23 protein-coding genes are annotated in these 25902 nt (G+C 62.7%); 13 read left to right on the top strand and 10 right to left on the bottom strand.

Annotated features, from left to right (window positions below):
• The first annotated feature begins 1 nt into the window (after position 1).
• The 3 genes from aat (at position 2) to map (ending at position 2525) form a co-directional block, all read left to right on the top strand.
• Positions 2 to 682, top strand: coding sequence for a leucyl/phenylalanyl-tRNA--protein transferase (gene aat, locus ACO2RJ_RS05150; protein ID WP_423266903.1), 681 nt, complete (start codon positions 2 to 4; stop codon positions 680 to 682).
• 58 nt (positions 683 to 740) lie between these two features.
• A complete protein-coding gene (locus ACO2RJ_RS05145; protein ID WP_423266902.1) occupies positions 741 to 1622 on the top strand; it encodes a hypothetical protein in 882 nt (293 codons plus the stop codon).
• A 78-nt stretch (positions 1623 to 1700) separates the two neighbouring features.
• Positions 1701 to 2525, top strand: coding sequence for a type I methionyl aminopeptidase (gene map / locus ACO2RJ_RS05140; protein WP_423266901.1), 825 nt, complete (start codon positions 1701 to 1703; stop codon positions 2523 to 2525).
• A gap of 23 nt (positions 2526 to 2548) precedes the next feature.
• On the opposite strand, the gene ACO2RJ_RS05135 is transcribed toward map, so the two are convergent.
• The gene (locus tag ACO2RJ_RS05135; RefSeq protein ID WP_423266900.1) at positions 2549 to 3451 is read right to left on the bottom strand and encodes a LysR family transcriptional regulator; all 903 of its coding nucleotides are present in this window, start codon (positions 3449 to 3451) and stop codon (positions 2549 to 2551) included.
• Positions 3452 to 3561: 110 nt separating this feature from the next.
• Here ACO2RJ_RS05135 and ACO2RJ_RS05130 point away from each other — a divergent pair, with 110 nt between their 5' ends.
• The 5 genes from ACO2RJ_RS05130 to ACO2RJ_RS05110 all read left to right on the top strand — a co-directional run bounded on the left by ACO2RJ_RS05130 (position 3562) and on the right by ACO2RJ_RS05110 (position 8209).
• Complete coding sequence (locus tag ACO2RJ_RS05130) at positions 3562 to 4464, top strand: NAD(P)H-dependent oxidoreductase (RefSeq protein ID WP_423266899.1); 903 nt, start codon at positions 3562 to 3564, stop codon at positions 4462 to 4464.
• A 25-nt stretch (positions 4465 to 4489) separates the two neighbouring features.
• A complete protein-coding gene (locus ACO2RJ_RS05125; protein WP_423266898.1) occupies positions 4490 to 5149 on the top strand; it encodes a JAB domain-containing protein in 660 nt (219 codons plus the stop codon).
• Between the two features lie 154 nt (positions 5150 to 5303).
• Complete coding sequence (locus ACO2RJ_RS05120; protein ID WP_423266897.1) at positions 5304 to 6557, top strand: tyrosine-type recombinase/integrase; 1254 nt, start codon at positions 5304 to 5306, stop codon at positions 6555 to 6557.
• A 40-nt stretch (positions 6558 to 6597) separates the two neighbouring features.
• Complete coding sequence (locus ACO2RJ_RS05115) at positions 6598 to 7278, top strand: TauD/TfdA family dioxygenase (RefSeq protein ID WP_423266896.1); 681 nt, start codon at positions 6598 to 6600, stop codon at positions 7276 to 7278.
• Positions 7271 to 8209 carry a hypothetical protein gene (locus ACO2RJ_RS05110; protein ID WP_423266895.1) on the top strand — a complete coding sequence of 313 codons (939 nt, stop codon included), beginning with the start codon at positions 7271 to 7273 and terminating at the stop codon, positions 8207 to 8209. Before ACO2RJ_RS05115 ends, ACO2RJ_RS05110 begins: the two co-directional genes overlap by 8 nt.
• A 62-nt stretch (positions 8210 to 8271) precedes the next feature.
• Here the strand turns inward: ACO2RJ_RS05110 and ACO2RJ_RS05105 are convergent, their stop codons facing one another.
• From ACO2RJ_RS05105 to ACO2RJ_RS05065, 9 genes are all read right to left on the bottom strand, one after another.
• Positions 8272 to 10608 (bottom strand): restriction endonuclease, encoded by a 2337-nt coding sequence (locus ACO2RJ_RS05105; RefSeq protein WP_423266894.1) that lies wholly within the window; start codon positions 10606 to 10608, stop codon positions 8272 to 8274.
• A gap of 22 nt (positions 10609 to 10630) precedes the next feature.
• The gene (locus ACO2RJ_RS05100; RefSeq protein ID WP_423266893.1) at positions 10631 to 13099 is read right to left on the bottom strand and encodes an AAA family ATPase; all 2469 of its coding nucleotides are present in this window, start codon (positions 13097 to 13099) and stop codon (positions 10631 to 10633) included.
• A gap of 293 nt (positions 13100 to 13392) precedes the next feature.
• Positions 13393 to 14613: an ATP-binding protein gene (locus tag ACO2RJ_RS05095; protein WP_423266892.1), complete on the bottom strand. Its 1221-nt coding sequence runs from the start codon at positions 14611 to 14613 to the stop codon at positions 13393 to 13395.
• Between the two features lie 300 nt (positions 14614 to 14913).
• Positions 14914 to 16113: a chromate efflux transporter gene (chrA, locus tag ACO2RJ_RS05090; RefSeq protein WP_103729016.1), complete on the bottom strand. Its 1200-nt coding sequence runs from the start codon at positions 16111 to 16113 to the stop codon at positions 14914 to 14916.
• A gap of 66 nt (positions 16114 to 16179) precedes the next feature.
• Positions 16180 to 16896: an arsenical resistance protein ArsH gene (gene arsH, locus ACO2RJ_RS05085; RefSeq protein WP_098107553.1), complete on the bottom strand. Its 717-nt coding sequence runs from the start codon at positions 16894 to 16896 to the stop codon at positions 16180 to 16182.
• The gene (gene arsB, locus ACO2RJ_RS05080; protein ID WP_046845539.1) at positions 16896 to 17951 is read right to left on the bottom strand and encodes an ACR3 family arsenite efflux transporter; all 1056 of its coding nucleotides are present in this window, start codon (positions 17949 to 17951) and stop codon (positions 16896 to 16898) included. Before arsB ends, arsH begins: the two co-directional genes overlap by 1 nt.
• Positions 17952 to 17960: 9 nt before the next feature.
• Positions 17961 to 18386, bottom strand: a complete 426-nt coding sequence (arsC, locus tag ACO2RJ_RS05075) for an arsenate reductase (glutaredoxin) (protein ID WP_423266891.1) — start codon at positions 18384 to 18386, stop codon at positions 17961 to 17963.
• Between the two features lie 8 nt (positions 18387 to 18394).
• Positions 18395 to 18922, bottom strand: a complete 528-nt coding sequence (locus tag ACO2RJ_RS05070) for an arsenate reductase ArsC (RefSeq protein ID WP_046845537.1) — start codon at positions 18920 to 18922, stop codon at positions 18395 to 18397.
• The gene (locus ACO2RJ_RS05065) at positions 18915 to 19286 is read right to left on the bottom strand and encodes an ArsR/SmtB family transcription factor (RefSeq protein ID WP_046845536.1); all 372 of its coding nucleotides are present in this window, start codon (positions 19284 to 19286) and stop codon (positions 18915 to 18917) included. The genes ACO2RJ_RS05070 and ACO2RJ_RS05065 overlap by 8 nt, the downstream gene beginning before the upstream one ends.
• 205 nt (positions 19287 to 19491) lie before the next feature.
• On the opposite strand from ACO2RJ_RS05065, the gene ACO2RJ_RS05060 reads away from it, so the two are divergent.
• From ACO2RJ_RS05060 to ACO2RJ_RS05040, 5 genes are all read left to right on the top strand, one after another.
• Positions 19492 to 20913 carry an IS1182 family transposase gene (locus ACO2RJ_RS05060; protein ID WP_423266890.1) on the top strand — a complete coding sequence of 474 codons (1422 nt, stop codon included), beginning with the start codon at positions 19492 to 19494 and terminating at the stop codon, positions 20911 to 20913.
• A 169-nt stretch (positions 20914 to 21082) separates the two neighbouring features.
• The gene (locus ACO2RJ_RS05055; protein WP_423266889.1) at positions 21083 to 22033 is read left to right on the top strand and encodes an ArdC family protein; all 951 of its coding nucleotides are present in this window, start codon (positions 21083 to 21085) and stop codon (positions 22031 to 22033) included.
• The gene (locus ACO2RJ_RS05050; RefSeq protein ID WP_423266888.1) at positions 22033 to 22980 is read left to right on the top strand and encodes a hypothetical protein; all 948 of its coding nucleotides are present in this window, start codon (positions 22033 to 22035) and stop codon (positions 22978 to 22980) included. The genes ACO2RJ_RS05055 and ACO2RJ_RS05050 overlap by 1 nt, the downstream gene beginning before the upstream one ends.
• Positions 22981 to 23152: 172 nt before the next feature.
• Positions 23153 to 23542: a hypothetical protein gene (locus ACO2RJ_RS05045; protein ID WP_423266887.1), complete on the top strand. Its 390-nt coding sequence runs from the start codon at positions 23153 to 23155 to the stop codon at positions 23540 to 23542.
• Between the two features lie 139 nt (positions 23543 to 23681).
• Positions 23682 to 25835 carry a ParB/RepB/Spo0J family partition protein gene (locus ACO2RJ_RS05040; protein WP_423266886.1) on the top strand — a complete coding sequence of 718 codons (2154 nt, stop codon included), beginning with the start codon at positions 23682 to 23684 and terminating at the stop codon, positions 25833 to 25835.
• Positions 25836 to 25902 lie beyond the last annotated feature (67 nt).

The following is a 25902-nucleotide window of genomic DNA, read 5'->3' as shown; positions in this document are numbered from 1 at the left end:
CATGACGCGCATCAACGACGTCCTCGTCGAAATCACGCCGGAGGTCCTGCTCAAGGCCTACGCCTGCGGGATCTTTCCCATGGCGGAGAGCGCCGAGGACCCGGGCCTTTACTGGATCGAGCCGGAGCTGCGCGGCGTGCTGCCGCTCGACGGCCTGAGGGTGTCCGAGCGTCTCGCGCGCACGGTGCGTTCCGACCGCTTCGAGATCCGGATCGACACGGCCTTCGACGAGGTGCTCGACGGCTGCGCGTCGCCGGCGCCCGGACGGACGAAGACCTGGATCAACACCCGTATCCGCCGGCTGTATGGCGAGCTCCACGCGATCGGGCGATGCCACAGCGTCGAGGCCTGGCGCGACGGGCGGCTCGCCGGAGGCCTCTACGGCGTGCGGCTCGGGGGCGCCTTCTTCGGCGAGAGCATGTTCCACGTCGAGCGCGACGCCTCGAAGGTCGCGCTGGTTCATCTCGTCGCGCGGCTGAGGCATGGCGGCTTCCGGCTGCTCGACACCCAGTTCGTGACCGATCATCTGAAGCGCTTCGGCGCCATCGAGACGTCGCGGCGCGACTACCACCGCATGCTCGAACAGGCGTTGCCCGTCGCCGCGGATTTCTTCGCCTGGGAGAAGGGGCGCGCGGTGTCCGGCGCCGAGGCCCTCGCGGCGCTCGCGGAAGGCCCGAGGTAACGGTTCGGTAAGCACGATGATGGTTACTCGGGGGTAACTGGCCTCCCGAGAGTCCGCCATGACGCATGAACCGAACGCCCCAGCCTCCGAGCCCGCTTCGGAGCCTCAGCCGCAGACCGGATCGGCGGTCGCGATCTGGACGTCGGCTCCCGACGACGAGCATCCCCCGGCGGTCCCGCTCAGCCTGCGCGCCCGTACGCTTCCGTTTCTGCCTTACGCCCTGGTGCTCGGCGTCGCTCTCGTCGCGGGCTTCGGCGGCGCGACCTTCGCGACGGCGCCCGCGCTGACGGACGCCGTCGACGAGGTCGCCGCGATCGACGCGCGCGGCATGGGGCTCGCAGCTGATCTCGACCCGACGGGTCAGCAGAAAAAATCCGCGGCTCTCGGCCGCGACCTCGGCGCGCTCAAGGGGGAGATCGCCCGTCTGCAGCGCGCTCTCGACCAGGCGCGCACGGCGCAGTCGGCCCAGTCGAAGGCCGTCGCCGGCCAGGCCGCCTCCAGTCAGGACGAGGTGAAGTCGCTCAAGGGCGAGATCGCGAGCCTCCAGAAGATGCTGGAGGCCGCGCGGGAGGCCTCTTCCGCCAAGATTGATCAACTGTCCGCCAAGCTCGACGCCTCGAAGGACGGCGAAGCCCGGCTCGCCGAGATGCGCGCTCGCCTCGACCGCATCGAGAAGACCGCCGTCGACTCGCCGAAGCCGGGCGCCGACGCGGGTCCGGTGACCACCGGAAGCGTAGCCCGGCGCGAGCCGGAGCGCGTCGTCCGGAACTGGGTGGTCCGCGAGGTGTTCGACGGCGTGGCCCTGCTCGATGGGCGCTTCGGGTCGGTGGAGGTCGTCCGCGGCGGTCGGGCGCCCGGCCTCGGTCGGGTGCGCTCGATCGAACGGCGCGACCGGCAATGGGTCGTCGTGACCGACAAGGGCGTCGTGCTTCAGCGCTGAACGTCGCCGCGCTTGCGCGACGAGGGCGCAGGCTTATCTTGGGACGTCTTCCCGACGCCCAAACGAGCCTGATCCCTGATGACATTCGTCGACGCCGACACGGCGCCGCTCCGCAAGAACGGCATGATCAAAATCCACGACGCGGAGGCGTTCGAGGGGATGCGTCGCGCCGGACGTCTCGTCGCGGAAGCGCTCGACGTGCTGGGCGAGCGCGTCGCGCCGGGCGTGACGACCGAGTCGCTCGACAAGCTCGCGCTCGAGTTCGGGCTCGACCACGGCGCCCTGCCCGCGTGCCTCTACTACCGCGGTTACGCCCACACGATCTGCACCTCGATCAACCATGTGGTCTGTCACGGCATCCCGAACGACAAGCCGCTGCGCGAGGGCGACATCGTCAATGTCGACGTCACCTACGTGCTCGACGGCTGGCATGGCGATTCCAGCCGCATGTACGCGGTCGGGGCGATCCCGCGGCGCGCCGAGCGGCTGATCGAGATCACCTACGAATCGCTGATGCGGGGCGTCGCCGCGGTGAAGCCGGGCGGGACGACCGGCGACATCGGCGCGGCGATCCAGGATTACGCGGAGGGCGAGCGCGCCTCCGTGGTACGCGACTTCTGCGGCCACGGCATCGGCCGGCTGTTCCACGACGAGCCCAACATCCTGCATTACGGTCGCCGCGGCGAAGGCGCGACGCTGAAGCCCGGCATGTTCTTCACCATCGAGCCGATGATCAATCTCGGCCGCCCCCATGTGAAGATCCTGGGCGACGGCTGGACGGCGGTGACGCGCGACCGCTCGCTCTCCGCCCAGTACGAGCACATGGTGGGCGTCACCGAGGACGGCTGCGAGGTCTTCACCCGCTCGCCGCGCGGACTCGAAGCGCCGCGCTTCCAGGTCTAGCGGGACCAGCGCCCGCCTTTCTTTCACGCGTCCCGGCAGAAGGTCGCCAGCCGGTCCCGCAGCCAGCGATGCGCGGGATGGTCATGGGTCCGGTCGTGCCAGGCCATCGCGATGCCGAATCCGGGGACGGCGACCGGCGGCTCGAACATGTCCAGCCGGTCAGCGTAGCGGCTCGCGAGCCGTGCCGGCGCCACAGCCAGCAGGTCGCTGCGCGAGACCGCCTCGACCAACGTCACGAAGGACGACACGGCGAAGGACACGGTCCGCGTCAGCCCGAGCGCCGCGAGAGCTTCGTCGGTCGGACCGCTGAACCCGTCGCCGGCCGGCGAGACGATGACGTGACGGGCCGAGACGAAGCGCTCGAGCGTCATGCTCCTTTCCGTCGCGCCGCCCCGACGGGCGATCCCGATGTAATTCTCTTCAAGAACAAGCGACGATCGCAGGCCGGCCACGTCCGGGCCGCCGGCCTGCACGAAGGCGAGATCCAACCCGCCGCGCTCGAGTTCCGCGCTGGTCGCCCGCCCCGCGCCGAGCCGCGCCATCATCCGCAGGTTCGGCGCGATCTCGTTGAGCGCGAGAAGGAAGGGCAGCAGAACGCTCGCCTGCATGTAGTCGCTCGACGACACCGTGAATGTGAACGCCGCGGTGGCGGGATCGAAGCTGCGGCCCTGGTCGAAGACGCGCCTCGCCTCGTCCAGCGCCCGGCGCACCGGCGTCCGAAGCTCTTCTGCGGCGGCCGTCGGCAGGACCCCCCTCGACGTTGGCGTGAAGAGCTGATCGCCGAAATGCGTCCGCAACCGCGCGAGCTGTGCGCTCAGCGCCGGCTGGCTGAGGTTCAGTCGTTTGGCGGCCCGCGTCACGTTCCGCTCGGAGAGCAGCGCATCGAGCGCGAGCAGCAGGTTGAGGTCGAGGCGCCTGGTATCCATAGAATGGATAGCAGCACCATAAACTTACAATTTCAATAGATAGCGCGGGCACATCATCTCTCGGATCGGATACGGCCTCGCAGGGCCGATCGCGTTCAGCGGAGATTTCGATGAAGTATCTGATCGTCTACGCCCACCCGGAACCCCAGTCGCTTACCGGCCACCTGAAGGAACGCGCCGTCGAAGCGCTCGAAGCGGCCGGCCATGAGGTCGTCGTCTCGGATCTCTACGCCATGCGATGGAAGGCGGTCGCGGACGGCGAGGACTTTCCCGACCGGCGGGCCGATGGTCCCCTCAACTATGCGCTCGCGTCAAAGGAGGCGTTCGAGGCCGGCCGCCAAGCCCCAGACATCGCTGAGGAGCAAGGCAAGCTTCTCTGGGCGGACGCGGTCGTCCTGCAGTTCCCATACTGGTGGTACGGGATGCCCGCGATCCTGAAGGGGTGGTTCGAGCGCGTCTACGCCTATGGCTTCGCCTATGGCGTGGGGCGGCATGGCGGCTCTCAGTGGGGCCGGCGCTTCGGAGAAGGCGTTCTTCAGGGCAAGCGGGCGATGATCGCGACGACCGTGGGCGGACGGATGGCCCATTACGGCCCGCGCGGCGTCAACGGGCCGATCGACGACCTGCTCTGGCCGATCCAACACGGCCTGCTGTTCTATCCCGGCATGACGGTCGCGCCGCCGGTCGTGTTCTACGAGGTCAACAAAGCGAGCCCGGAGGCGGTGGAGGAGATGGCCGAGACTTATGTCCGCCGCCTGCTCGACATCGCGACGGTCGAGCCGATCGCATTCCGGCCGCAGAACGCCGGGGACTATGACGACCTGCAGGTCCTGAAGCCGGAGCACGGCGCGGGTCTCGCGGGTCTTGCGTTGCACCAGAGCGGAACGCCCCTCGTGTCGAACACGTTTCTTGGCGTCGCCGGCGACCAGCGAGTCCGCCACTTCGCCCCCACGTCCCGGGACGACGACGAACGCGCGCACGCTTGCCGCGCGGATGGCGGACGGTCACGATAGGCGGAACCTTGAAACCAGAGAGCCGATGCCCCCGGACCCAGAACGCAGTCTGCCCGGCTTCGACGAGGCGTCGCCGCCCCCCGCCGGAAAAAAGAAGGTCTCGCCGGACGAAGGCGAGCCGCATTACGTCGGCCACCGCGCCCGCCTGCGCGATCGTTTCCTGGAGACCGGACCGGAGTCGCTCCCGGATTACGAGTTGATGGAACTGGTGCTGTTTCGCACGCTGCCGCGCGGCGACGTGAAGCCGCTCGCCAAGCATCTGGTCGCGACCTTCGGCTCCTTCGCGGACGCCCTCGCCGCGCCCTTCGAGCGGCTGGTGGAGATCAAGGGCGTCAAGGAGGCCACCGCGACCGACTTCAAGGTGATCGAGGCGGCCGCTCGGCGGTTCGCCAAGGGCGCCATCGGCAAGCGCACGGTGCTGTCGTCATGGTCGTCGCTGATCGACTACTGCCGCACCGCCATGGCCTTCGACGACCGCGAACGCTTCCGCATCCTGTTCCTCGACAAGAAAAACGCGCTGATCGCCGACGAGGTGCAGCAGACCGGCACGGTCGACCACACGCCGGTCTATCCGCGCGAGGTCGTGCGGCGGGCGCTCGAGCTCCGGGCCACGGCGTTGATCCTCGTTCACAACCACCCCACTATCCCCTTTTCGATCCCGCTAGATCACGCACAAGCACATTGAAACACTGATAAAATAGCGATTTTTTCGGATTGCGTAGTGGGGGCGGTTTTGGCAAATTGGGGGCTGTAAAAGGGGTAGAAAACGGCCTTCCGCTCCCAGCTAGCGATCCCTGCTTCTCCTCGACCGATCCCAGTTCCGGAAGGAGGAAAACGCTATGCCCGCCCTGACCGACACCGCGATCCGACATGCGCTGAAGCGCGTCGAGATCAGTCGCAAGCAGGAGAACCTCGCCGATGGCGAAGGGCGCGGCACCGGCCGTCTCGTCCTAGTTCTCAAGCCCATGCCGAAACGTGTCACCGCTGACTGGATGGCTCAGCAATGGCGGGACGGCAAACGCACCAAGAAGAAGATCGGCGCTTATCCCTCCATGTCGCTCGCGCAGGCCCGCGAGATCTACAAGCGTGACTTTGCAGATGTCATCCAGAAGGGGCGCAGCATCAAGATCGCCACCGACACCCGCCCCGGCACAGTCGCCGATCTGTTCGAGGGCTATGTCGCGGCGCTCAAGGATGCAGGCAAGCCATCCTGGAAGGAAACTGAAAAGGGCCTCAACAAGATCGCCGACACGCTCGGGCGCAATCGCCTCGCGCGCGAGATCGAGGCCGAGGAAATCATCGAATTGATCCGCCCGATCTATGAGCGCGGCGCGAAGTCGATGGCCGACCATGTGCGCTCCTACCTCCATGCCGCATTTGGCTGGGGTATGAAGTCCGACAACGACTATCGACAGCAATCTGCTCGCCGTTTCCGTCTCCCCTTCAATCCGGCGACGGGCATCCCGACCGAACCGAAGGTCAAAGGCACTCGATGGCTCGACGAAGACGAGTTCGTCCGGCTCTACCGATGGCTCGAATGTCCTGACACACCGGTCCATCCCTCCTACCCGCGCGCCGTGCAACTCATCATGCTGACTGGCCAGCGTGTCGAGGAAATCGCGCGCCTCCATGTCGATCAATGGGACGCCAAGGAGCGGATCATCGACTGGTCCAAAACCAAGAATGACCAGCCCCACGCCGTCCCAGTGCCCTTGCTCGCTGCCGGACTAATCGAGTCGATAAAGCCGAACGAATACGGCTGGTTCTTCCCCTCGGCCAAAGATCCGAAGAAGCCCGTCAGCCACGGCACGCTCTACAGCTTTGTCTGGCGCCAGCGAGACCGGGGCGTGATTCCCTACGCCACAAACCGCGATCTCCGCCGGACCTTCAAGACGCTCGCCGGCAAGGCGGGCGTATCGAAGGAAATCCGCGATCGCTTACAGAACCACGCGCTGCAGGACGTCAGCTCCAAGCACTACGACCGCTGGCACTACATGGTCGAAAAGCGCGCCGGTATGGCGAAATGGGACAAATTCGTCCGCGCGCTACTTTCCAAGAAGAAGGGCAGCAGCGCCCTGAAACAGGCCGCGTGATGCGGCGCAGCGTATCCCATGCGCCCGGCACCATCCCCAGATGCAGGACACGTTGACAGCTCCCTTGCCGACATTCGTGACCACGTTGGCCAAACGCGGATGGTCGACGCACACCCCGGTCAGCCTCGACGCCGACTCGGTCGTCCGCGAACTCAACCGGATCGGGAATATTCTCGGCGCGCGCGTCGCGGGCCGCGCCGCCGCCCTGGAGGAAGTAATCGAGCCTCAAGCGCCCGGCGATGCACATCCACGCTCGCTCAGCGCCCAATTCGGCCTGGGCACGCTACCCTTTCATGTAGAGCTTAGCCATCGACCGCGTCCCTGCCGGTATCTTCTGCTCGGATGTCTCGCCCCCGGCTCGCCTAGCGCCGCGACAACGCTGCTCGATTGGCGTACGCTCGGCCTTTCGTCAGATGAGCTCTATCTCCTCGAAAGCGCACCGATCCTCGTTCGCACCGGTCGTCGATCGTTCTACTCGACGCTACTGCCGCCCGACCGCGCTTTCCTCCGCTACGACCCCGGCTGTCTTGAGGCCGTAGACGAGCGCGGCCGCGCCGTCCTGGACCTTGTCCAACGTCGGCTAGGCGCCGGCGTCCTAGGAATTCATCAATGGCGCCGCGGCGACATCCTGATCATCGACAACTGGCGCGTCCTCCACGGGCGCGCGCGTTCGGACCAGGGGTCCGGACGCCGTCTCGCGAGGATACTCATAGATGCCTGAGAACGTCTTCATCGCCATCAGCGGCGACGCCCTTCATGCCAAGTCGAAGGTCTATATAGGCCGCGCCCTGGCCAGGAAGGCACACGGGGATCTCGACGAGTACCAGCTCTGGTCATCGCTGGCGCTCGAACTGCTCGGCAAGGCCGCTCTCGCACGCAAGCATCCGAGCCTAGTGGTCGATCCGACCCACTGGCAGTCAATGTTCGTCGCCGCCGGTATCAACGTCACCACTGACGTAAAGACGATCACCGCCAAGACCTTGTTCGAGCGCCTGGCCCACTTGGTCCCGCGCTTCGACAAGACCGTGCAAAAGTTTTGCCAGGATATCGCGGAGCGCCGGAACGCCGAGCTGCACTCAGCCGACCTGCCGTTCAAGACCATGAAGCTCGAAGCTTGGGAAGCGCGCTACTGGCACGCCTGCGACACGATCCTTCACCAGATGGGATCATCGTTGGAAAAATGGTTGGGCGCGGCCGATGCGGCAGCTCCCCGCCAACTGCTCGACGAGGCGGCCAAAGCCCTTGAGGCCGCCGTGAAACTTCGCGTCCAAGCAGCCAGCGCGCAGTTCGAGGCGCTGAGGAAGGCCGAACGCGAGCGCTTGGCGACAGAGGCCGAGGCGCGCGAGCCCCAGCATCAGACCGGGCTCTTCAAGGGCAAATACGACGAGATCTGGATCGAGACCTGTCCCGCCTGCAAGTGTCGCTCCTTCATGACCGGCGAACAGACTGGCGAGGACATCAGCGAAGAGCGTGACGAGCATGCCATCTGGGAAATCGTCGATCGCGAATTTGTTGGCGAGGAGTTTCGGTGTCCGACGTGCGACCTGACACTGATGGGAAGCGACGAGATCGACGCGGCCGGCCTGAACTACATCCATGAGGATCAGCAGGAACGCGAGATGGAGTACGAGCCTGACTACGGCAATGACTAAGTTGAGGCATGGCACTCGGGTATCCGTATAGAATTCGACTGCGCTGACCGAGGTTACCCCTTCTATTGATCGACATCTGAGAAAACCGACCGCTTGCGCTTGTCTGTAGGCAATGGTGCCGCGGGCTTCACAGCCTGTGGGGCCGAGGCCATATAGGTCCACTCCTCGGAATGGTCTTCCTCTTCTTTTTCCTTGGCTCGTTTGCGCTCTTCTAGGTCCGCGACGGCAGCCTTGACAGCATCGCGGGCCTCCTTGACCAGCTCGGCAATCGCCGAGTCCGACGGTGCCAGGTCCTCTAGGGTGCCGAGAGCATCGTTGATCCGCTCAAAATGGCTTTCCGGATCTTCTGATAGGTCCGCTTCCTCACTGGTAGTTGAGATGTGCTCGGTAGCGTTCGGCAGTAAATCGTTCCTAAGGCGAATGCCGAGCGAGACAAGGTCTATCGGAGGGATAAGCGCTAGGACGTCCCTCCGATCGAAGAAAGACAGGTCGAAATCCTGAAGAGCGCTCGATTCGAGGCGCCGAGCGGCGTCCTCGCGTAGCTCATCGGAGAGCAATCCGAACTCATGGGCGCGGGCCAGCGTACGGAGTTTTGGATCACCGCTGGTCCGGTAAAACACCCAGGCTTTACGTCGCAGAATATCAGGGTCGACCACCAGAAGGCGCTGGACGACATCATCACTCGCGCGGTGCGCCAAGAATGAAAAGAGTGTCCAGTTTGATGACGCGCTGTCCTCGCAGGCTGATAGGCGTTTTACTAGAATCTCGTTCAGGGTCGCAGGGACGACTGGTGCGTCGAGCACGAAGTCAGCTCCCTCACAGACAAACCCGTTCATTATCGTGTCGATCGGCGCTCCCCGGAGAAGTGCGGCGATCATATGCGAACGATCCTTCAGGATGTCGGTAAGCGCGTCCGCAATTGTGGGATGCGCAAACCCCCAGACGTCTTTGCCATTCACTCGGGCGACCCGGAGAAATGATCCCTTTAGCTCGTGCATGCGCTCATGAATGCGCGGGAGCGATTCTCCCACCAACTCCGCGACAGCTCTACAAGCTTCGTCGTCGCCCTGGTCACTGCTCAGCGCCCCTTGATGGACGTAGACAAGGATCAGCGCCGCCCGGAGCGGTTCGTCGAGCGCATTGATCGTATCGACAAGATGCTCGCGTGGCTCTTTCATGAAGCGAATCAATTCACGCTCCGAAGTGCCGAGCCCCTTCGTGAACGCAGGATCACCAAGACGTTCGGCGATGCCGGGTAGAAATCCCTCCACGCCCGCAACGGAGTCGAGATGGTCACGCACCGATCTCTTCCAACTCTGCGTCTGCGCTCCGTAGGTGACGTGGTTATAGAGAATTTGAGTCTTCTCTTCGGAGGAGAGTTCGCCGACATCAACGACCGCACGACCATCCAGAAAGGCCGGATGGTTTCGTTGGCCAAGGCCACGTTTTGCAGCTTCGTAGATATGCCGGCGCGAGGTCAAAACAAACCGATTCCCATGCCCGACGGCCGCCTGCACCTTTCGGAATGCCGAGGTCCAATCCCGCACATATTCGTCGCGCACCGCATTTGAGCCAAAAGCGTCATCGACCCAAAAGAAGCGCTTGCGGTCAGCCGGATTCCAGTTCCCTTCGAAGTCCCGCGGGCTGGTGAGGTGTAAGACAGTATGATCAGCATCTTCGCTTGCGATGGTCGAAAGGATGGCTCCAATCGTTGATTTGCCAGTCGATGGATTGCCGAGCAGGAGGACGATCCCGTGTTCGGTCAGCGCGTGAACGGCCTTCCTATGCGCCGATGTCGGGACATACAGCTTGAGCTTCGGAATCCAGTGGTCAAGCAACGCTCGGGTCTGCTGGATTAGCCGTTGATCAAGGATCGCGCCGAGGTCGCCAAGGCCATAGACCTGCGGAATAAGTGCGCGGAGCCGAGCGCTTGCCCGGATTGCTCGCACAAGGTATTCGCGGCCGAGCACATGCGGCTTTCGAACGCCCAGCGCCCGCAATTTCGTGCGGATGTCGATGGCGACGGTGGCATCGACGCCCATGCTGGTTATCAAGAAGTAGGTATCGGCTTGGTTGGCCGCGACCAACTCAGAAACGGTCGCGAATTCCTCATTGAGATCGCTCCCTTTCAGCCGCCTGCGCGGATCGGATGAGTGCTTGCACTGCACCGTTGCATCGACTGCCCCATTGGGGGCCTCCACAATGAAAACCGCGTCCTGACCACCATCCTGGGCCTCTCGATAAATCTGCACCGGCCTCCTCAGCACCTCCTCGCAAACTTGAGAGCAGAGATCCTGGAAAGCCTTCCAACCGATAGTCTCCAGAGCAAGGCTCGACCACGGCCCCTCGGCGCGTGCGCCAGAAACGTCGCTCTCCCGATCTCCGCCCCTCATGTCCATTTATCCTCTTCCAACTGCAGCGCTACGCCCTTTGGCCCAAGGATTTGTAGTAACGAGGCGGGCTACCAGGGGGATCAGAGAAGCGAAAGCAGTCGGCATAAGCATCGATCGCGCTCATAACACCCAAGAGTGCTCCAGCACTGAAGCTATGCGCAGAGCCAGTTCCCCAATGGGCAAGGTAATTCCCTGTTATGGTCGCGACGTGCGTGGACAGAGAGGCCTGCTGGGCGGCGTCTAACACCAGTGTTCCGGCCTTCTTGTTGAGCTCAACGGCAGCGTCAATAGCGTCGAGATAGCCTTGGGCGAGTTGCTTGTTCTCGTTGAACGCCAAATCAAGTGGGACAGGAATCCGACACCTTTGCGCGACTTCTTCAAGTCTAAACTCCAGATATTGCCGAATGTAGGGAGCAGCGTCGTCGACTCGACCAGCATTGAGGAAGTCCCGCGTTCTATCACCTACCTTGTCGACGGCATTGTTCTGCGGGAGCACTGCCGTCCGCGCCGTTCCTTGTAACCTCTGATGCCACCAGCCTCCGGTACTCACATTCTTGTTGAACAGCTTTTCGAGAAGTGTGTCGTGGCTCAGAAGGATTACCTGCGGGCCGGTGGGCACGACTGGTCTTGCAAACTGCGTCCGAATGACTTCAACCAAATGGTATTGGTGGCCAGCGTCGAAGCTGGAAGTGATGTCGTCGAGAACAAGAAATCTCGGTGCCCCCCCGTAAAGCTTCGCGGCAGCCAGATAAACGGATGCCGCGAAGGCATTGCGGAAACTTTCGGAGAGGAGAGCCTGTGCAGAACCACCGTCCAATGAAAAGAACTTCGATAGCGATATGGACAACTCTTCGGTGCCCGACCGCTTCTTGAGGGCCGGAACAACAGGCTCGTGCATGATCGCGGCGAACAGGGTCTGGCAGAGAGGCTCGACGGCCGCGAGTCTTCGCACGCCCGCATCCGATTCGGCCGTTGAGAACAAAGAACAGGCTTTGTCCAGGAAGCCCTTGAGCCGCGCAGTACGTTCGGCCCACGTGGTCTCCAGAACCAGTTCAGCTTCGGCTTCTTCCAACTGACCCCAACTGCGCTGGAGGCGACGCGCCGCTTCGACTGTTTCTGTTACTGCCACCAGCGAAGGGGGTAAGCTTGCCGACAGCGCCTCGCGTTCATTGGCCAGAGCATCTTGCGCTCCCTTTGCCCGAAGCCGAATGATCGACAGGCGTTCGGCAAGCGCACCGACTTCCGTTTCGGTCAGACTGCGCTCGCTTATCGTTGAGTCTACAGCCCGAAACCGGCTTGTCTCGCCGTCGGCGAGAACCTTCTGTTCGAGGTTGGCCAGAGCAGGCCAGCCATCGCCAGCCCATGCGACAGAGAGTTCCTCAGCCGCTGCCTCAACGGCGGTGTAGTGACCAAGTTTCTCTCGGAGGGCCACGAGAATAGATGTATCACCATGATTGTCACAGGCGGGGCACAGGTTCTTGTTGTCCCAGGCATCGTCGCCAGTGATCCTTTCCCCAAGCTCATAAAGCTGGCGAAGAAGGTCCCCTTTAGTGGCAGCAAGAGCCAAATCTCTTTTGCGTGCGAGCTGCTTGAGGCGATCAACAGCACCCGAGTCAGGTTGATCGCTGACGAGTGAATTCCAGGCCCCTTCTTGCTGAATGATCTGCGCGAGTTTCTGCCGGTCGGGACCGGCTTCCGCGTCCTTGATAGCGGTCGCGCACACGTCTACGTCAATTTCCTTGAACGACCTTCCTTTGCAATGGTCCGCCAGCAATGCGATCTGGGCCAGGGAGTGGTGCGCTTTGTCATGAGCCGCCTTCGTGGAGGCGACGTCCGTGATCGGCTCCTTCACCAAGGCCAGATAATCCGCGGTCACGGCTTGTCGGTGTTGGGTGACGCGTCGCTCGGCGGCTGAGCGGGCGGCCTTATGACCTGCGTCTCCAAATTGGTTGTTGAACGCACGGGTGTTTGAGATCGACTGCAGCCCCTGCCGCAAAGCGGAATATGAGGCAAGACCGAGAAGTCCCGCAAAGCTACGCCCGCGATCCAAGGGCGCGCGAGATATGAAATTTTGAAATGTCTCTGCATCCAGCAGCACGAACTCGCGATTAAGTTCGGCGAGCGCCACTTCTGCATCTGTCCCATCAGAGCAGGAACTGGTTCGGGACCCGTCGGCAGCGCGTGTGACTGTTATGGTCCGAACATTTCCACCGAGGTCAGGAACGAGGGTCAACTTGATCGTCCCGATCCCACCGGAGTGAAATTTATTCAGATAGTAGCTGCCGCCAGCTTCGGCCGCTGGAAGGTCTTCTAGCTTGGGAACACGGCCCGTTAATGCATACGTGAGTGCGTCGAATATCGAACTCTTGCCGACACCGTTGGGCGCGGAGATGGAGTTGACCTTGTCGGTCTTGAATTTGAGGACCAATGGCGCGTTTTCATTGTTGATCCCTCGAAATCCTTCGACTTCGATCTCTTGGAGAAGCCAGCCGGTCATTGGGACGGTTCCTCCTTTTGTTCAGAGTCCGATTTGGCTTCGACGTCGAGAGCCGCTCTCAACCTCGGAAGCATGGTGCTCTTGTCACCGTTGGGCTCCTTCATTAGAGACGGCAGAAGGTCCGCTAGCAGCGGTCCTAGATCGGGATCGATCTCTTTGAGCTTTTCTTTGTAAGCTTCGAGATTTTCTAAGACTGACTTATCGTCAGCAATGTCGTAGCTGATTACAGGCTTCGCCAATTTTGTTTCCCCCATCCTTCTATTGTAACGCTGCCAGCAACTTGACACATCGTCTCAGATCCACAGACACGATAGTGGCGCCGCCCCAAGCCGATCGCCGAAAGGCACGACGTCCGTATTGTCATAGAGGACCACACCGAAGGCGAAACGATCTCCGCAAGCCTCGGCCAGTGCCCGCAAGCCGGCGAAGTCGCCGGCCTTCACCGTAGCGCTCGCCTTCACCTCAATCCCGACAATCATGCCGTCATCGCGCTCCAGCACGATGTCCACCTCGCGCATGTCCCGGTCCCGGAAATGATGCGGTGTCAGCCGCAGGTCCGAAGCGCCCATCAGCTTCAGCACCTCCGAGAATACGAAGGTCTCCAGGAGCGCGCCGAATGTTCCGCGGTCGGCCTTCACCCTGTCGAAGGTGAGCCCCCGCACGGTCGCCAGCAGGCCGGAGTCGAGGAAGTGAAGCTTGGGCGTCTTGACGATGCGCTTCAGCGCATTGGTGAACCAGGGCTGCACCGTCGCGATCAGGAACACCTGCTCGAGCAGCCCGACATAGCGCTGCCCGGTCTTGTGGGTGACGTTGATGCCGGCTGCGAACTGCGAATAGTTGACCAACTGCCCAGAGTGCTCGGCCAGCAGCCGCACGAATTTCGGAAGCTCGGTCAGTTTCTCCACGTCGGCGATGTCGCGCAGATCGCGCGTCAGGATCGACGTGAGATAGGATCGCAACCAGTCCTGCCGCCGTCGCTCATTGTCGCGGCTGATCGCTTCCGGAAAACCGCCGAGCAGGACGAGCTCGATCAAATCATCACCGACGATCGCGTCCCCCTGGCTTTGGGGCTTTCCTTCAAAGAGGCGCTCGAGAAAGGTCGGTTGGCGGCCTTCGACCTCCGCCTTTGCCAGCGGCAGCATCTGGATGGTTTCCATCCGTCCGGCCAGGCTGTCGGCGATCCGCGGCAGAGTCAGCACGTTCGCCGATCCCGTCAGCAGGAATCGTCCCGGCCGATAGTCCTCATCGACCGTCTTCTTGATCGCCAGCAGCAGGTCTGGCGCGCGCTGGATCTCGTCGATGATGGCTTGATCCAGGCCTCGGATGAATCCGGCCGGATCGGATTGAGCAGCCGCCAGAACCGTCTGATCGTCCAGCGTGATATAGGTTCGGCCGGCGTCGCCCATCTTTCGGACGAGCGTGGTCTTGCCGGCCCGGCGCGGTCCGACGATCAGGACTACCGGGGTATCCGAAAGGGCTTCTTCCGCCCGTCGCTCCACAAACCGTCCGAACATGCCAGCTCCGAATCCCAGCCGATCGGGATTATCGGGCTCGGCTAATTGGGAGTCAATGGTCCGCTAATTGGGAGTTATATGGTTGCTATCTGGGAGGTCTGGAGGGGAAAGCCTTCCCCCTGGTCGGCACTTCGTTGCCGACGCACCCCCATCTGCGGGGAGACCCCCAGGCTGTGCAGAAACTCTCCCTGATGTCGCTGGGCTTGGATCTCGCCGGCTAGCGTTGGCGTGGCGCGACACAATTCAGCATCGTGCTACCTCGGGTTTGACAGAGTGAGCCCGATAGCTTTCGAAACCGCCTTACATCAACAGGCTAAGCGCAGCTCCACCCACGGCCGCCAGCAACACGACGACCCATGGCGGAGCTTTCCAGGCCATCAGCGCCACGAAACAAATCAAGGCCAGTGCGAAATCCGGCATGCCTCCGATCGCGCTGGTGAAGACAGGCGAATAAAGCGCAGCGCCGAGGATTCCGACGACTGCGGCATTGGCGCCCTGCATGGCCGACTGCGCCCACGTCTTACGGCGCAGTTGATCCCAGAAGGGCAACGCCCCGATCAGGATCAGGAAGCCCGGCAGGAAAAGTGCGACAAGAGCGATCGTCGCGCCGGCCACGCCGTTCGGCGCCGGTCCCATGACCGCTCCGAGCCAGGCGGCAAAGGTAAAGAGCGGTCCGGGGACCGCCTGCGCTGCGCCATAACCCGCAAGGAAGGCATCATCGGACACCCATCCTGGCGTGACAGTTTCAGCCTGTAACAGCGGCAACACGACATGTCCGCCACCAAAGACAAGCGAGCCGGCACGAAAGAAGCTGTCCGCCAGCGCCCATCCTTGCGCTTGCCCCGCTAGGACCGGCAGGCCAATCAGTAGGGCTACGAACAGCGCGAAGGCCATCAGTCCGGCTTTGCGTGAAACCGGCACAGGCAGATGCTCGCCAATCGTGACCTGTCCTTTGCCAAGAGCCAGCCCGGCAAGTGCGCCCAGCAGTATGGCCGCCATCATCCCGATCGCTCCCGGCGCCCAGGCAAGCAGAAGCACGGCCACGACCGCGATCGTGGCGCGCTCCTTATCGGGGCACAGGTTTTTTGCCATGCCCCACACGGCTTGCGCCACGATGGCGACGGCGACGATCTTGAGACCATGTAGGACGCCAAGCGCTAACGGGCTTTCCAGCCGCGTAGCCGTCATGGCAAGCGCAAGAAGGATCATGGCCGATGGCAGGGTGAAGGCGAGGAAAGCTGCGAACGCGCCGAGCCATCCCGCCCGCGTCAGACCAAGAGCAAAGCCGACCTGGCTGGAAGCCGGACCGGGCAGGAACTGGCACAGTGCCACCAAATCGGCATATGCGCTTTCGCTCATCCATTTTCGCCGCGTCACCAGCTCGTCCCGGAAATAGCCCAGATGTGCGATCGGTCCACCGAAGGAGGTGAGCCCTAGCTTCAGGAATGCGCGGAATACCTCGGAGACGCTTCCTTGCGACTGTTGCGGGCTATGATCCATTCAAGGGACCTCGTTGGTTGGGGCATTCTTGCGAGCGATGACGTGCGATCGGCGCGGAATAGATTCTCAGGTTGCAGCCGTCAGATTGACCCGCTGCATCAGGGCCTCGCCGCTCTCCTTGCGCTCGGAATAGCGGTCGGTCAGGTAGGGTGAGACGTCGCGCGTCAGAAGCGTAAACTTCATCAGTTCCTCCATTACGTCGACCACTCGATCATAATAGGAGGACGGTTTCATCCGGCCCGCATCGTCGAACTCCTGAAAGGCCTTGGCGACGGAGGACTGGTTGGGGATCGTCACCATGCGCATCCAGCGGCCGAGCACACGCATCTGGTTGACGGCGTTGAAGCTCTGCGAGCCGCCGGAGACCTGCATCACCGCGAGTGTCCGGCCCTGCGTTGGCCTTACCGCGCCGACCGAAAGGGGAATCCAGTCGATCTGCGCCTTCATCACCGCGCTCATTGCGCCGTGCCGCTCCGGGCTGGTCCAGACCTGGCCTTCCGACCAGAGCGAGAGCTCTCGCAGTTCCTGCACTTTCGGATGCCTGACCTCGGCGCCGTCCGGCAATGGCAGGCCATGCGGATCGAAGATGCGTGTTTCCGCGCCAAAGTGTTTCAGCAGACGCTCGGCCTCGAATGTCAGGAAACGGCTGTAGGATCGCTCGCGGAGCGAGCCATAAAGCAGCAGGATACGCGGCGGATGGGTAGAAGGGTCGGTTACGCGCAGCCGACCAAGGCTGGGAGTATCAACGCAGCCGGCATCAAGATTGGGAAGATCGTCCGGCATCAACGCTGCTCTTTCGCGAGTTCGGACACCTTGCCGCCACGCTCATACCAGCCTTTGGAGCGGTTCACGATCCAGACGACCGAGAGCATCACCGGCACTTCGATCAGCACCCCGACAACGGTGGCGAGCGCCGCACCCGAGTGAAAACCGAACAGGCTGATGGCGGCGGCAACCGCCAGTTCGAAGAAATTTGACGCGCCGATCAGCGCCGAGGGACCGGCAACGCAATGTTGTTCGCCGGCAAGCCGGTTGAGCAGATAGGCAAGGCCGGAGTTGAAATAGACCTGAATCAGGATCGGCACTGCCAGCAGGCCGATGATGGCCGGCTGCGCGATGATCTGCTCGCCCTGAAATCCGAACAGCAAAACAAGCGTCGCCAGCAAAGCGACGAGAGAAGCCGGGCCGAGCTTTGAAAGCAGCCGGTCAAGCGCTGCCTGCCCGCCACTTGTCAGCATCCGGCGACGGATGATCTGCGCGATGATGACGGGAATGACGATATAAAGGATGACCGACAGGACCAGCGTGCCCCACGGCACGGTGATGGCTGACAGGCCCAGCAGCAGGCCGACAATCGGCGCAAAGGCGACGACCATGATCGCGTCGTTGAGGGCGACCTGGCTCAATGTGAAATGCGGTTCACCCTTGGTCAGGTTCGACCAGACAAACACCATGGCCGTGCATGGCGCTGCTGCAAGGATGATGAGGCCGGCAATGTAACTGTCGATCTGGTCGGCAGGTAGATAGGGCCGGAACAGCCAGCCGATGAACAACCAGCCCAGTAGCGCCATCGAGAACGGTTTTACCGCCCAGTTGATGAACAGCGTTACGCCGATGCCGCGCCAGTGGCGGCCGACCTCACCAAGCGCAGCGAAGTCGATCTTGAGCAGCATAGGGATGACCATCAGCCAGATCAGTACCGCCACCGGCAGGTTGACCTTGGCAATTTCCATCGTGCCGATGGCATGAAATGCGCCCGGCAGAAAATGGCCGAGCGCGATGCCGACGACAATGCACAGCGCGACCCAGAGGGTCAGGTAGCGTTCAAAGGTGGACATGCAATTCTCTCACGCCCTTGCGACGCGACGGCCGTGTTCGTCCACCACGCGCTCGCCGTCTTCCTTGACGAACGCGCCGCGTTGCGGCGGCAGCAGGTCGAGCACGTCCTCGGACGGTCGGCAGAGCCGGACGCCCTTAGGGCTGACGACGATGGGTCGGTTGATCAGGATAGGATGCGCCATCATGGCATTGAGCAATTGCGCCTCGCTCAGAGCCGGGTCGCCAAGGCCACGTTCGGCATAAGGCGTGCCTTTCTCACGGAGCAGCTCTCGCGCAGATATACCCATGCGCGCGATAAGCCGAGTCAGCATGTCCCGAGATGGCGGCGTCTTCAGATATTCGATGACGTGCGGCTCGACGCCCGCATTGCGGATCATCGCCAAGGTATTGCGCGAAGTCCCGCAATCCGGGTTGTGATAGATGATGACATCCATGGCTTGCCTCACGCCGCGCTGTTTCTGGGAGACGACGCGCCATCTGATTGGCCGATCTCGGTCAGCTTCGTGCGCAGCGACGCCTTGTCGAGACTAGCAACCGGCAGGGACGTGAACGCCGAGATGCGGTTCTTCATGTAGCGGAAGGCCGCAGCGAAGGAGACTTCCTTCTGGATATCCGGCCCATCGACGGCGGCAGGGTCTTCGATGCCCCAATGAGCTGTCATCGGCTGGCCAGGCCAGACAGGGCAGGTTTCGCCGGCGGCGTTGTCGCAGACGGTGAACACGAAATCCATAACAGGCGCATCAGGCCCAGCAAACTCTTCCCAACCCTTCGAGCGGAAGCCTTCAGAGGGGTAGTCGAAGCTCTTCAGCACCTTCAGCGCGAAGGGATTGACCGCCCCCTTGGGTTGCGACCCGGCAGAGAAGGCACGAAATCGGCCTTCGCCATCCTTGTCCAGGATGCTTTCCGCGAGGATTGAGCGCGCCGAATTGCCGGTGCAGAGGAACAGGACGTTGAAGATGCGGTCAGTCATGAGTGGCCTCCTTTGCGGTGAGGGTTTGCGGTGAGCAGCAAGGGGAAAAATCGGCGATCAGCGGCGCGCAGATCTCGGGTCGGCCGCCGCAGCAATCCTTGACGAGAAAGCTGGCAAGCGCGCGAACGGCGTCGAGCCTTGCCCGATAAATGATCGACCGGCTATGCCGCTCCGCCTCTATCAGGCTGGCGCGCGTCAGCGTCGCCAGATGTGTGGACATCGTATTGTGGGGGACATCTAACCTGCGGGCGATCTCGCCTGCGGGCAACCCGTCCGGCTCATGCTCCATCAGTAGACGGAACACGTCGAGTCGGGTCGGTTGCGCGAGCGCGGCGAAAGCGAGGATGGCATTATCTGATTCCATATGTCGAGAATAATCGACATATTGGCGAGAGTCTAGGCAGGGACGATCCGAAGTTTCCACCTGGTCGGGTAGCTGGACAGCGCCGCCGAACAGTGAGGACGGGAAGCCCAAGCGCGCTCAGTAGATATTGCTCGTATTGCCAAGCATTTACTGGGGTTATTCACCTGCGGATGGTACACTTAATTATTTGCGGGACGGGGGCACGATGGGACGCTTTATTGAGGGATATGACCGGAGCCAGCCGTTACTGCTGCCCGCCTGTGTTGAAGATTACGTGTCGCAGGACTCTCTCGTCCGCGTCATTGATGCCTTCGTCGAAACCCTCGATCTCACGGCGCTCGGCTTCGAGCGCACCGTCTCTGCCCCGACAGGACGACCTGGCTATCACCCCGGCGACATGCTGCGGCTCTACATCTGGGGCTACCTGAAACAGTTGCGTTCATCGCGACAATTGGAGCGCGCCTGCCAGCGCGATCTGGAGGCCATCTGGCTGATGCGGCGCATGACCCCGGACTATCGGACCATTGCGGCGTTCCGGCACGACAACCCCGAAGCGATCATCCGCACGGGGGCCGCATTCATCAGCTTCTGTCGCGAGAACGGCTTGGTCACTCCTGGCAAGGTGGCGCTGGACGGAACAAAGATGCGGGCGGTTGCCAGCGCGAAGAATATTGCAGGAGCGGATCGTCTGGCACGCGACATCGCTCATACCGAAACAGAAATCGCCTACTATCTCGACCGCCTCAACATAGCAGATCAACACTCGGAGCGCGCGCGCGATCAGACGGTCAATCGCGCGGCGTTTGCCAGCGCGATCGCGTCACTCGAACGCCGTAAGCAGCGCTTGGAAAAGCGGCAGGCCGAACTTGCTGAGCATGATACCAACGTCGTGGTCTTCGGAGAGCCGGATGCACGACCAATGGGATATGGCCGGGCGCCGAAGTTCCCGGCCTATAATCTCCAGAGTGTCGTCGATATCGAAAGCGGGCTGATCATTCACAACGATGTCGCCAACGAAGCCAACGACAGCCAGTTGCTGCATCCAATGGCGATAGCGGCAAAAGAAGTGCTCGACGTCGACCAGCTCGAAGTGCTGGCGGACGGAGGCTACTCGAACGCGCAGGAAGTCGCGCGTTGCGAACAGGACGGCGTCCGCGTGGCAGCGCCGATCAAGCGCGGGGCCATGAGCGCGCAATACTTCCGCCCCGTGCAATTCGTCCATGACGAGCAGACCGACACGATCCGCTGCCCTGCTGGTGAAACCATGTATCCCAAGGGCAAGCATACCCGAAATCGGGCGATCCGTTACAGAACGCCCGCCTGCCAGACTTGCCAGATCAAACAGCAGTGTACGCCGGGATATCAGCGCACCATTCACAGGCTCGTGGATCAGGGCGCGCTCGATCGGATGGAACGTCGGGTTCAGGAGAAACCTGATCTTATGACGATCCGGCGCTGCACGGTCGAGCATCCCTTCGGCACCATCAAGCGAATGTCTGGCGGAGGTCGCTTCCTGACCCGCGGTTTGCGGCGGGTGAAAGCCGAAGCTGCCCTCTCGGTCCTGGCATTCAACATTATCCGCGCTTCGAACGCCTTCGGAACCGGAGCGCTGATGTCGCGGGGCTGAGAACCCCGCTCTATTCGGTTTGCGTCATCGCGGCCGCATCGAGTCCTCGCTGAGTTTCTGCACAGCCTGCCCCGCAACGCCCCCTTTAGAGTCAGAGTGCGGACGGGTTTTGCCGTGACGGGTTGAGGACCGGAGGAGAGTCTTCCGGCGCCCGTCGCGGAGAACCGCGATGTCTAGATACGATCGCAGCCCTCGCACCGGTTCCGACCGGGCGAACCTCTATGACGAGATCACCAACAAGATCATCGCCGAGCTGGAAGCCGGCCGGGTGCCGTGGGTGCAGCCCTGGGGCACCTCGGCGGCGAAAGCCCCACTCGGCCTGCCGAAGAATGCCGCGACCTCCCGCAACTACAGCGGCATCAATGTGCTCATCCTCTGGGGCGCCGTCATCGAGCACGGTTTCCCCGGCCAGGGCTGGCTTACTTTCCGGCAGGCACTGTCGCTCGGCGGCAATGTCCGCAAGGGTGAGCGCGGCACCACCGTCGTCTATGCCGATCGCTTCACGCCCGAAGACGAGAAACGCCGCGCCCGCGAGGCCGGCGAGGAAGCGCACGCCATTCCGTTCCTGAAGCGCTTCACCGTCTTCAACACGGCGCAATGCGAGGGCCTGCCTGGCGACATCGCCACCGTTGTTCCGCCGCCTCCACCCGGCCTGATCGAGCCGAGGGTCGAGGCTCTCATCAAGGCCACCGGCGTCGATTTTCGCATCGGCGGCAATCGGGCCTTCTACGTCCCGTCCCAGGACTATGTGATGGTCCCGCCGCCGATGGCGTATTTCGAGCCGATCAATTGGCACCGCACGGCCTTGCACGAATTGGGGCACGCCAGCGGTCATCACAGCCGCCTGAACCGTGATCTGACCGGCTCATTCGGCTCAAAGAAATACGCCTTCGAAGAAATCCTCGTGGAGATTTCGGCCGCGTACAGTTGCGCTGCTCTCGGCATTGTGCCGACCGTGCGGCACACCGATTACATCGGCAGTTGGCTCGACGTGATGCGCGAGGATTCCCGCGCCATCGTGCGCGCGGCATCGCAGGCGAGCAAGGCGGCCGACTGGCTGCTCAGCTTCGCGCTGAACGCCGATCACGGCATGACCGATGACGAGCGGGAGGCGGCGTGATGAATGCGTCCGCCTTCCCCTCTCTAGCGCCCACCGCTGCGCAACGGGAGACGATCCGCCTGCGCGTTCTCAGTCTTGGCGCGGGCGTTCAGTCGACCACACTCGCGCTGATGGCGGCTCATGGCGAAATCGGCCCCATGCCGGATTGCGCGATCTTCGCCGATACCGGTTGGGAGCCGCAGGCCGTCTACGAGCATCTCGCCTGGCTGCGATCGCCAAACGTCCTGCCTTTCCCGGTCCACTTGGTCTCGGCCGGGGATCTGCGTGCCGATCTCCTTGCGGGTGCGCAAGGAGATCGCTGGGCTTCGATCCCTGCGTTCACCCGCAATGTCACGCCGGCGGGGACTGAACTTCCCGTCTATGATGAAGATGAGAACGGCGAACTTGTTATCGTCGGTTCGCGGATACTCCAAACCGATCGCGTTGGCGTCGGCATGATCCGCCGCCAATGTACAGGCGACTACAAGATCACGCCCATCCGGCGGAAGGTCCGCGAAATGCTCGGCCTCACGAGGCGGCGCTCGCCGTCATCGCCGATCGCCGAGCAGTGGATTGGGATCTCGCTGGACGAGGCCCTTCGGATGAAGCCCTCGTTCGAGCCGTGGCAGATCAATCGTTGGCCGCTGATCGAACTGGGGATAACACGCCTCGATTGCCTGCACTGGCTGGCGCGAAACGATTACCCCGTGCCGCCCAAGAGCGCCTGCATCGGCTGTCCGTTTCATTCCGACGATCATTGGCGACAGATGCGCGATCATGATTCTGCGGCATGGACCGACGCCGTGAATGTCGACCACGCCATCCGCACCGGATTCCGCGGCATTCGCGGCCAGGTCTATCTGCATCGCTCTGCTGTGCCGTTCGATTTGGCCGATCTCTCGACAGAGGCCGATCGCGGCCAACTCGATCTCTGGCCGAACGAGTGCGAGGGCATGTGCGGAGTGTGATTTCCTGAAATCCCCAGACGCGCAAAACCGGCTTTCCAGTTTAGCGGCTTTTCGGCTCTCCAGGTTTACAGATTTGCGGCGCCGTCCTCCGGAGTCAGGGGGCGGCGCTTCCTCTCGTGGCGGGTTGGAAACCGGGAGAAAGGCTCGCGGTCGCCCGTCACGGAGAAGCCCGATGACGACCCTGCAATCATCGATCCCCCTGAAGAAATACCTCATCTGCTACGGCGCCGAAAACGAGTTCTGGCTGTGCGATGCCGAGGACCGCGACCATGCCGTCGAGCAGTTCGAAAACGCTGGGATGGGCGGCGAGATCAACGAGGTGTTCGCATGCGTCCCCGCCACGAACCGCTATTTCGTCCGCCAGCGCCGGGCCATGTGGGTCTGCTTTGTCCAGGAGGTTGAAGCCGAGGATGAAGAGGCCGCAGTCGAGGTCTTCCACAATCAGTTCGATCCGCAACACTCCTTCATGGAAGGCGCTCGTCAACATGCCGATCACGGCCCAGCAGCTGTATTCGACCGTCGGGACTATCCGACGGCACAGGAGGTCGCCGAGGCCGACTGACCGGCGTGATCTCCGGTTGTATGTTTTTCCGGTACCGGTTCGGTGGCGCTGCCCTCCTAGAGTGAGAGGGCGGCGCTTCGCTTCGTGACGGGTAAGGGTCGAGAGAGAGGCTCTCGGTGCCCGTCGCGGAGAAACCACCATGGCCAAGGCTGCCAAGAAGTCGAAGAAGCCCGTCGTCGCGATGATCGAGTTTTCGCGCTCGCGCGATATCCCGTTCAACCGCATCCACTTGTCGAAGGATAATGTCCGCGAAACCGACGTCGAAGCCGGCCTCGACGATCTCACCCACGATATCGACCGGCGCGAGGACATCGTGCAGGGCCTCAATGTCCGCGCCATCCTCGACGCGGACGGCAACGAGACCGGCGATTTCGAGACTCCGGCCGGCGGACGCCGCCATCGCGCGATCGCGCGCCTGGTGGCGGCCGGGCGCTTCCCCGAGGACGGCCTCGTCCCTTGCCTCGTCAAGAAGGCGAACGCGAAGACCTCCGCGGTCGATGACTCGTTCGCCGAGAACATGTGGCGCCTGGCGCTGCATCCGCTCGACCAGTTCCGGGCGTTCAAGCGCATGTTCGACGACGGCATGACGAGGGAGGAGATCGCCGACGCCTATCGCACCACGCCGCGCTACATCACCCAGCGTATGCGGCTTGCGTCGGTCTCGCCGCGCTTGCTCGAGGTCTATGCGCGCAACGGCATGCCGCTGGCGATGCTGGAGGCGTTCACCGTCAATCCCGACCATGCCCGTCAGGAGCAGGTCTGGGAGGCAGCGCAGCGCTCGTACAACGTCCAGCCCTGGCAGGTTCGCCAGTTCCTCACGGAAACCACCGTTCCGACCGATGACAAACGCGTGCTCTTCGTTGGTGTCGAAGCCTATGAGCAGGCTGGCGGCGCAATGCTCCGCGATCTCTTCTCTGAGAACGACGGCGGCTGGCTCGAAGACGTGGCGCTCCTCGATCGCCTGGTTTCGGAGAAGCTGAAGACGATCGCCGATGAGATCGCGGCCGAAGGCTGGAAGTGGGTCAGCGTCGATATTGATCCGCCTTATGGCCACGATCACAGTCTTCGCGTCATGACCGGCGCCGCTGTCGATCTCACCGACAACGAGCGCGCCGCTCGCGAGGCGCTGCGCGAGGAGTACGACCGGCTCGAGGCGGAATATTCTGAAGCCGACGAGCTACCCGACGAGATCGACCAGCGCCTCGGCGAGATCGAAGCGGCGCTCGAAGCGTTCGAGCAGCGGCCAGTCATCTACGATCCCGACGAGATCGCGCGCGGCGGCGTGTTCGTCAGCATCGATCGCGATGGCGAGCTCATCGTCCGTCGCGGCTATATCCGTCCGGAGGACGAGGCTCCCATCGATGCCGAGGGTCGTGAGGTCGATGGCGCTTCCGATCCGGTCGGGACCGACGCAGGCATCGTTGGCAATGTCCAGCGCGCCGTCATCACCATCGGCGGCCAGTCGGCCGAGCCGGAGGAGGATGACGAGGAAGATGTCATCAAGCCGCTGCCGGAACGGCTCGTCACGGAGCTGACCGCGCACCGCACGCTCGCGCTTCGCGATGCGGTCGGCGCCAATCCGCAGGTTGCCATGACGGCGTTGCTGCACAAGCTCGTGCGCGACACCTTCCAGCGCACCGGCACGTCCGGCGCGAGCTTGCAGGCGTCCGTCAATCACGTCTTCTTCCGCGAACAGGGCAAGGATCTTGGCGAGACGTCCTATGCCAAGTCCATCGCCCAACGGCACGAGGACTGGAAGGCGGATCTGCCTGCGGACGAGGATGCGCTGTGGGATTGGCTTACCGCTCTCGACGATGCCAGTCGCCTGGCGCTGCTCGCCCACTGCGTCAGCTACGGCGTCAACGCGCTCTATGAACGGCCCAATCCCTATAGCGGCAATGGCGTTTCGCAGTCCGGGCTCGATCGCCGCATGGCAGAGGCGGATCGGCTGGCGCGCGCGACAGGCCTCGACATGGTAGAAGTCGGTTTCCGCCCGACCGTCGAGAACTATCTCGGCCGTGTGACGAAGCCGCGCATCCTCGCCGCGGTGCGCGAAGGTGCGGGCGAACGCGCTGCCCAACTCATCGACCATCTGAAGAAGGGCGACATGGCAAAGGAGGCCGAACGTCTGCTCGCCGATAGCGGCTGGCTCCCCGAACCGCTGCGCCTGGTCGAGCAGGACGAGCCGGCGACGAGCGGCGAAGGCGATGAGGCGCTGCCAGCCTTCCTCGCCGACGACGATGAGCCGTCCGACGACGAGGACGAGGTTCTGCACGTTGTCGCTGCCGAGTAGCGCACTGGCGCGGGGCGGCTTCAGTCACCCCGCGCCCTTCTTTCCAATTCGTCCATCAGCCCGGCCA

This window comes from Hansschlegelia sp. KR7-227, from assembly GCF_049446035.1.
In the GTDB taxonomy this organism is placed as follows: Bacteria; Pseudomonadota; Alphaproteobacteria; order Rhizobiales; family Methylopilaceae; genus Methylopila.
The sequence above is the reverse complement of the archived record's forward strand: the minus strand, read 5'-3'. Positions and strand labels throughout refer to the sequence as shown.